This is a genomic window from Streptomyces sp. A0592, assembly GCF_004795115.1.
Lineage (GTDB): Bacteria > Actinomycetota > Actinomycetes > Streptomycetales > Streptomycetaceae > Streptomyces > Streptomyces erythrochromogenes.
The window spans coordinates 20,855-27,286 of the sequence record NZ_SSBM01000059.1; the positions used below are offsets into that span (position 1 = coordinate 20,855).

Annotated in this window: 5 protein-coding genes and 1 pseudogene; 5 read left to right on the plus strand and 1 reads right to left on the minus strand. The window is 59.8% G+C overall.

From position 1 onward, the window contains the following. Positions 1-70 precede the first annotated feature (70 nt). Positions 71-451 (plus strand): hypothetical protein, encoded by a 381-nt coding sequence (locus E6U81_RS37375; RefSeq protein ID WP_136234442.1) that lies wholly within the window; start codon positions 71-73, stop codon positions 449-451. 693 nt (positions 452-1,144) lie between these two features. Beyond that, positions 1,145-1,558 (plus strand): hypothetical protein, encoded by a 414-nt coding sequence (locus tag E6U81_RS37380; protein WP_136234443.1) that lies wholly within the window; start codon positions 1,145-1,147, stop codon positions 1,556-1,558. Positions 1,559-1,794: 236 nt separating this feature from the next. Here E6U81_RS37380 and E6U81_RS37385 read toward each other — a convergent pair whose 3' ends face one another. Continuing rightward, complete coding sequence (locus E6U81_RS37385) at positions 1,795-2,115, minus strand: hypothetical protein (protein WP_136234444.1); 321 nt, start codon at positions 2,113-2,115, stop codon at positions 1,795-1,797. Between the two features lie 664 nt (positions 2,116-2,779). Here E6U81_RS37385 and E6U81_RS37390 point away from each other — a divergent pair. From E6U81_RS37390 to E6U81_RS41520, 3 genes and pseudogenes are all read left to right on the plus strand, one after another. Beyond that, positions 2,780-4,234 (plus strand): hypothetical protein, encoded by a 1,455-nt coding sequence (locus E6U81_RS37390; protein WP_136234445.1) that lies wholly within the window; start codon positions 2,780-2,782, stop codon positions 4,232-4,234. A gap of 84 nt (positions 4,235-4,318) precedes the next feature. Next, complete coding sequence (locus E6U81_RS37395) at positions 4,319-5,746, plus strand: hypothetical protein (protein ID WP_136234446.1); 1,428 nt, start codon at positions 4,319-4,321, stop codon at positions 5,744-5,746. Positions 5,747-6,186: 440 nt separating this feature from the next. After that, positions 6,187-6,284 (plus strand): annotated as a pseudogene (locus tag E6U81_RS41520) (IS5/IS1182 family transposase); the annotation flags it as partial. Positions 6,285-6,432: the final 148 nt, after the last annotated feature.

Below are 6,432 nucleotides of genomic sequence, written 5' to 3' on the forward strand. Positions count from 1 at the left end.
TCTTCCGCTGCGCCCCTTACCATGCCCGCCCGCCCGGGGCGATCCACCTTCTCCTGACCCTGGAGGCCACGTGCCCGATGCCGACTCCTGCGACTGGCGAACCGCCCCTTGCCCCGAGTGCGCGGATCCCGCCGCCCTCCTCGTGCCCGGTGGCAGCGACCGCACCGACATCCTGCTGTGCACCCGCTACCCCATGCACAACCGGCTCCCGTACCGCGACCCTGCCGACATCCGCGCGCACCTCCCGTTCGGGGCCGTGTTGGCGATGCGCGGCGGAGCGCTGCGTATCGGCCTCCCCGCCGCGCCGCGCGGCCTCACCGCGTACACGCGCACGGTCGTGGCGCTGGCCACGGAACACGGGCTCCTCCCCGTGTGGCGACCCTCCACCCGTCGCCATCATGTGACCCTGGCCGCGCCCGGCCCGACGGTGCCTGGGGGTGGATGGAGGTAGGCGCCCCCGCTCCGGGAAGATCCTGCGCGCCACCATCCAACCGCACGGTCGCAGTGAGCCCCCACCGGGCCGTGTGCCGTCCTCCAGTTGGTCGCCCGCCTCTCCGGCCCCGGCTCGTTCGCCGGTTACGCAGCGGCTGAGCAAGAAGCGGTGGAGGCGCCCCGCTGACCCTTCCCGGCCGGGCCCAGCGCCGGCGCCAGCCGCAGTCCGTTTCGACCCAGGAATCAGACGACCAGTCAGGGTGCAGGGTGAGCGGATTGCGGAAGTGATTGCTTAAAATCATTTTATTGTTGTGGGGAAGGTCTGACGCGGCTGTGGCAGCCGCACACCGAAAACCGCACCACCCAAGGAGAGCGCGTGAACACCTCCCGCGCCGCCTACGCCGTCATCGACACCGCCCGCCGCCTTGGGGCGGTGTCAGCATAGCGGCCGATGGCCCGCTCACGGTTTGGCGACGGGCGGCGCGCCCATTCGGGTCGGGGTTGCCACCAACCCGCCGTGAACTGGTGCGGCTGTATCTGGGCAGATATATTGTTATCGAGGCCTTTGACTTCGATGGCATTTTTGCGACCGTTTCCTCGGTGCCGATGTGCCCGGCCATCGTTCGCCGTGTCTGGGGGCGGACTGGCTAGACACCAGACTGAGTTGCTGGAGAAAAGGGAAATAGGTCGACTTCACAGAAAGGATCATGCGATGCCTATCGGACTGACCCCAATGACTCTAGACCTGAACGGCACGGATGAGAACGGGAACCAGGTAACAAGGTTCTTCTTCACTAGGTTTGATGATGTCGGTAACCCTGTGGAGGATTTCTTTTTCGATCACCTCCATGGGGACGACGGTCCTGGGGTGGTCGCGTCGGCTTCTTTTATGGGCATGGTCGTTCTGCAATCTGGCGTTCAAGGTGCATTGTCGCTGCTGGACCTCACGGATGCAAGGCTTCTCACAGTGATAGACGAAGATGCACCACCCACCATTCCGCAGGCAGATTGGCCTGTGAAGCTTTTTTTGGGTGGGTTCGTGTTTGCAAAATGGACCGTAGGCTTCGATGTACCAGTCGATTCTTTCGATCTCGACGGGCGGTGGGCAAGGCCGCCTCAGCCGTGAAGGTCCGAAGTAGCACCACGATGATCTGGCCTGAGACTTTCCCGTGCACCATGCGTCGTCGGACGATCTGCAGTGCCTGGCTGGCCTGAGGGAACGACAGGTGCCGCACGCGCTGGATCTCGTCGTGGCCGCGAGTGGTGGTGCGGGTGCGGTCCATCAGTGGCACTTCACGCCAGGGGAGATCCTTCACCAATGTGTGCAGGGTCGGGTCAATGCCCTTGAGTACGACGTCTGGGTCAGCAGTCCGTCGAAGGCCACCAGCACATCGGCCAGATCCAGTGGTTCCAGCAGCGGACGGACGCGATGAAATGGTTGCTCTTGGCTTCTGTCTCGCGCTGGGCGAGCACGATGCCGTCGCCGTGCAGCGCGGAGATCAGGTGTACACGGCGGCTGTCGGTGCGGGTAGCGCCGCGCGGGGACGTGTTGTCCACCGCGACCGCGGCCCGGGCTGGGCAAGATGGCGGGTGTGTGTGTCGGGCGTCTGCACGGGCGGTGAGCCAGCCGCCGATCGCCGCGCCGAGCGCGTCGCCGTCGATGCGCTGCAGTAATCGGCGCACGGTTGCTTCGCCTGGCGCCCGGAATGGCAGGTCGCGCAGTGGGGCTCCGCATTGGACAAGTAACTGGTCAGGGCCGTTGGCGGCCCACTCGGCGATGGCGGCGAGTTACGTCGTTGCGGCCAGGACCGAGCATGCTGGCGCCGGCCTCGCGACTGCGCGGGTCGGGCAGGCGGTGCAGCCAGCCCAGCAGACGGGGCAGTTCATCGCAGAGAGTCGGATCGAAACCAGCGAGTTGGCTCAACCCGGTGGATACGGATCGGACGTCACCACAGCGCGACAGGGAAAGGTGCACGCCCTGGAGAGCCTACCTCCTGGCTGGCTGGGTGGGCGTCCGAGGAGCGGCAGCCTCGACAGGTAAGTGGGCCATTGCTCGAGGCGCTCAGGCGGGCTGCGATTGCGGCTTGCCGCAGATATGTCACGCTGGAAAGTACGGAATACTAGGGAAGGGTATGCCGTTCGAACGGCGCTTTTTGAACGGTGTTACATAGCCGACGGCGCGGCGTGCTCGACTTGAACGCCCCCCAACACGGCGGCCCTACGCCACCAGGCGCGAGGGGACGGGGGAGCCGGGTTTTCCAACGAGATTGTCGACGGCTACGGCGCGGCCTCCCTCGTGACTGTCGAAGCCTGACGGTCTCCCAGGAACAGGATAAACGGAGCAACAATGCCCGAGATTCCACAGATTCGTAGACTTCTCTTTAATGATGAAGAGATCGGCATGGGTTTCAATAGCGAATCGGGCCTGGCTGTAGGAACCCCCTTGCAAGGGTTTACCACTGCCGACAATCCCGCCGCTCCCGGCGGGGAGGTCATCGCTGACGTGAGCATTATGAACACTCACGAAGAGCTACAGAAAAGCCTGGGGATGTCCTTCGAGGCGCAAGGACGCTACGGATTCATCAGTTCCTCCGGCAAGGCAAGATTCTCTGAATCAACCAAATTCAACTCAACTTCGACATTCCTAATAGCTCGCTGTATCGTAAATAATTCACTGCGGCGAGGGAAAAATTTTCAGACTACGGCGGAGGCGCAACAGCTACTCACTGCGAACAGGCTTGAGGAGTTTACGAAAGCCTTCGGTGACAGTTTCATTCGGGGCCTGCAAACAGGAGGGGAGTTCTATGCGGTTATCCGGATCACCTCGGTATCCACCAGTACTCAGGCAGAACTCGCGGCCACGCTGCAAGGGGAGATCAACGGACTGGTAGGTGGCGGCTCATTCAAGGGTGCCTACCAGGAAGCCAATAGTGAGTCCCGTACGCGGTCGGAGTTCACCGCCAGCATGTACCAAAGGGCAGGCTTCGGGGCGCAGTTGACGCCCACTGTCACGATCGAGGACGTCATCAGCCGGTACAAGTCGTTCCCGGAGATAGCCAGATCGAGTGCCGCAGCGTATCAGGTGGAGGTGGCTACTTACGACACCTTGCCCCTGCCGATCCCGTCAGCCGAAGAACGCGATGACTTCCTCATTGCCCTGTCGGATTCCCGAGAGAAGAAGTTGCGCTACATTCAGACGCGGAATGACTTGGAATTCGCACTTCAGAATCCTGTCTTTTTCCATGAAGTTCCTTCGGTTGAAATCCTTAACGGCGCCATAGTGGCCTATACTAAGCTTATCAATGCGGTAATGGCGCACGCCATCAAACTGTCCAAGGGGCAGATGAACCCTCCGCAACTATTCGACCCCGGCGCACTCACGCCGCCACTAGTGGAGCCGTCGGCGATTCCTCTTCGACGCACCCTTCCTTCAGAGAAAATCCGTATACCTGAACTGGTAGGCGTGGGTAACGGTTATATCGCCTTAGCTCTTCGATTTTTCCGAACTAAGTCAATTGATGAGATATATTCTCTTCTGGGGCAACAACTGTCGATCGAGCAGCTGAGGTTTCTCCGAAGTACAACCCAGGCAGTCCAAGAAGGAGCCCCCGTCGATGGGCCCCTGGTGACCCTGGCATTCAACGCACGTGACGAGGGTGTGCTGTCGGATGTGTTTGACCTTACATCTTCGGCTCAGTTTCCCAGCCCTGGCACCCATGTTGACGCTAACTCCATGGTGTACATACAGTTCGCGACGAGCTTTGGCTCATTTGGTGCTGGGCCTGCAGGAATTAATCCGTGAATTTGCATGAAGGCTGGATTCTCAAAGGGTTCGCAATTCTTCCCAGTATTGTGTAGACCCAAAGCGCAATAGGCGGAGCAAGCAATGCCTGAGATTCCACAGATTCGTAGACTTCTCTTTAATGATGAAGAGATCGGCATGGGTTTCAATAGCGAATCGGGCCTGGCTGTAGGAACCCCCTTGCAAGGGTTTACCATTGCCGACAATCCCGCCGCTCCCGGCGGGGAGGTCATCGCTGACGTGAGCATTATGAACACTCACGAAGAGCTACAGAAAAGCCTGGGGATGTCCTTCGAGGCGCAAGGACGCTACGGATTCATCAGTTCCTCCGGCAAGGCAAGATTCTCTGAATCAACCAAATTCAACTCAACTTCGACATTCCTAATAGCTCGCTGTATCGTAAATAATTCACTGCGGCGAGGGAAAAATTTTCAGACTACGGCGGAGGCGCAACAGCTACTCACTGCGAACAGGCTTGAGGAGTTTACGAAAGCCTTCGGTGACAGTTTCATTCGGGGCCTGCAAACAGGAGGGGAGTTCTATGCGGTTATCCGGATCACCTCGGTATCCACCAGTACTCAGGCAGAACTCGCGGCCACGCTGCAAGGGGAGATCAACGGACTGGTAGGTGGCGGCTCATTCAAGGGTGCCTACCAGGAAGCCAATAGTGAGTCCCGTACGCGGTCGGAGTTCACCGCCAGCATGTACCAAAGGGCAGGCTTCGGGGCGCAGTTGACGCCCACTGTCACGATCGAGGACGTCATCAGCCGGTACAAGTCGTTCCCGGAGATAGCCAGATCGAGTGCCGCAGCGTATCAGGTGGAGGTGGCTACTTACGACACCTTGCCCCTGCCGATCCCGTCAGCCGAAGAACGCGATGACTTCCTCATTGCCCTGTCGGATTCCCGAGAGAAGAAGTTGCGCTACATTCAGACGCGGAATGACTTGGAATTCGCACTTCAGAATCCTGTCTTTTTCCATGAAGTTCCTTCGGTTGAAATCCTTAACGGCGCCATAGTGGCCTATACTAAGCTTATCAATGCGGTAATGGCGCACGCCATCAAACTGTCCAAGGGGCAGATGGACCCTCCGCGACTATTCGACCCCGGCGCACTCACGCCGCCACTAGTGGAGCCGTCGGCGACTGTTCTTCGACGCACCTTCCCTCCTGGTAAGATTCGTATTCCCGACCTGAAGGGAATGAAAGGCGATTCCATCGTCACAGCTTTTCGGCTCTTTCGGACCAAGTCAATTGATGAGATATATTCTCTTCTGGGGCATCGACTGTCGATCGAACAGCTGAAGTTTCTTCGAAGTACAACGCAGGCGGTCCAAGCAGGAGCACCCGTAGATGGCCCCCTGGTGACGCTGGCGTACAACATACCTAACGTGCTCTCAGATCAGCTTGCGGCTTACTGTACATCCACTTCCGGCTACTTTCCCTACTTTGCTACCGATGTTGACTCCGGCTCCACAGTTTTCATGACTTTCTGGGTTGATTTATCGCTATGATGGTGCGTCGGTAATTGCATCGCCGTCTGGTAGCGGCTATAAGGTGCCTGTTTCCAGCGTTCGTCTCAGTAGGAGCTCATAACAGGATTTAGTTGAGATTCCCTGGTCGGGCGTAACCGGAGTGATGATTCGGCCGTTCGTGAGTGTGTAAGTACTCGGTCTTGGATCGTGGACGACGACTTGTGGGCACTGATCGAGCCGCTGCTGCCGCCTTGGCCGACAGGGTCACCAGGGCCGCGGCCGGTGATGGACCGGTTGTGTCTGCAACGCGTACGTCCTGCGCGACGATATCGCCTGGCAACTCCTACCACTGAGCTGAGCTCCGGCTCGGGGCAAACCTGTTGGCGGCGCCTGGAGCGTCGGCAACAGGCCGGAGTCTTCGATAATTGCACCGCATCCCGCTCGCCGAACTGAGCGTGGCCAGCTGGCTCGACTCATCGAGGGCGTGCGTGGATGGCTCACACATCCGCGCGAAAATGGGGGAATTGGCACCGGTCCGTCGCCGGTCGACCGGAGGAAGGCAGGCAGCAAACACCACCGATGGCCGACTGTCCGCGAGCTAAGGGCTGTCCCGTAACTGTCAGGAGGGGTGAGAGTCGGGCTCAGCCTTCCTCGTGGTCTGCTGCTGCGGCCCAGCGACGGATGTGTGGGTCGGGATGGACCCCGGCGGATGTGAGCGTGCTTTC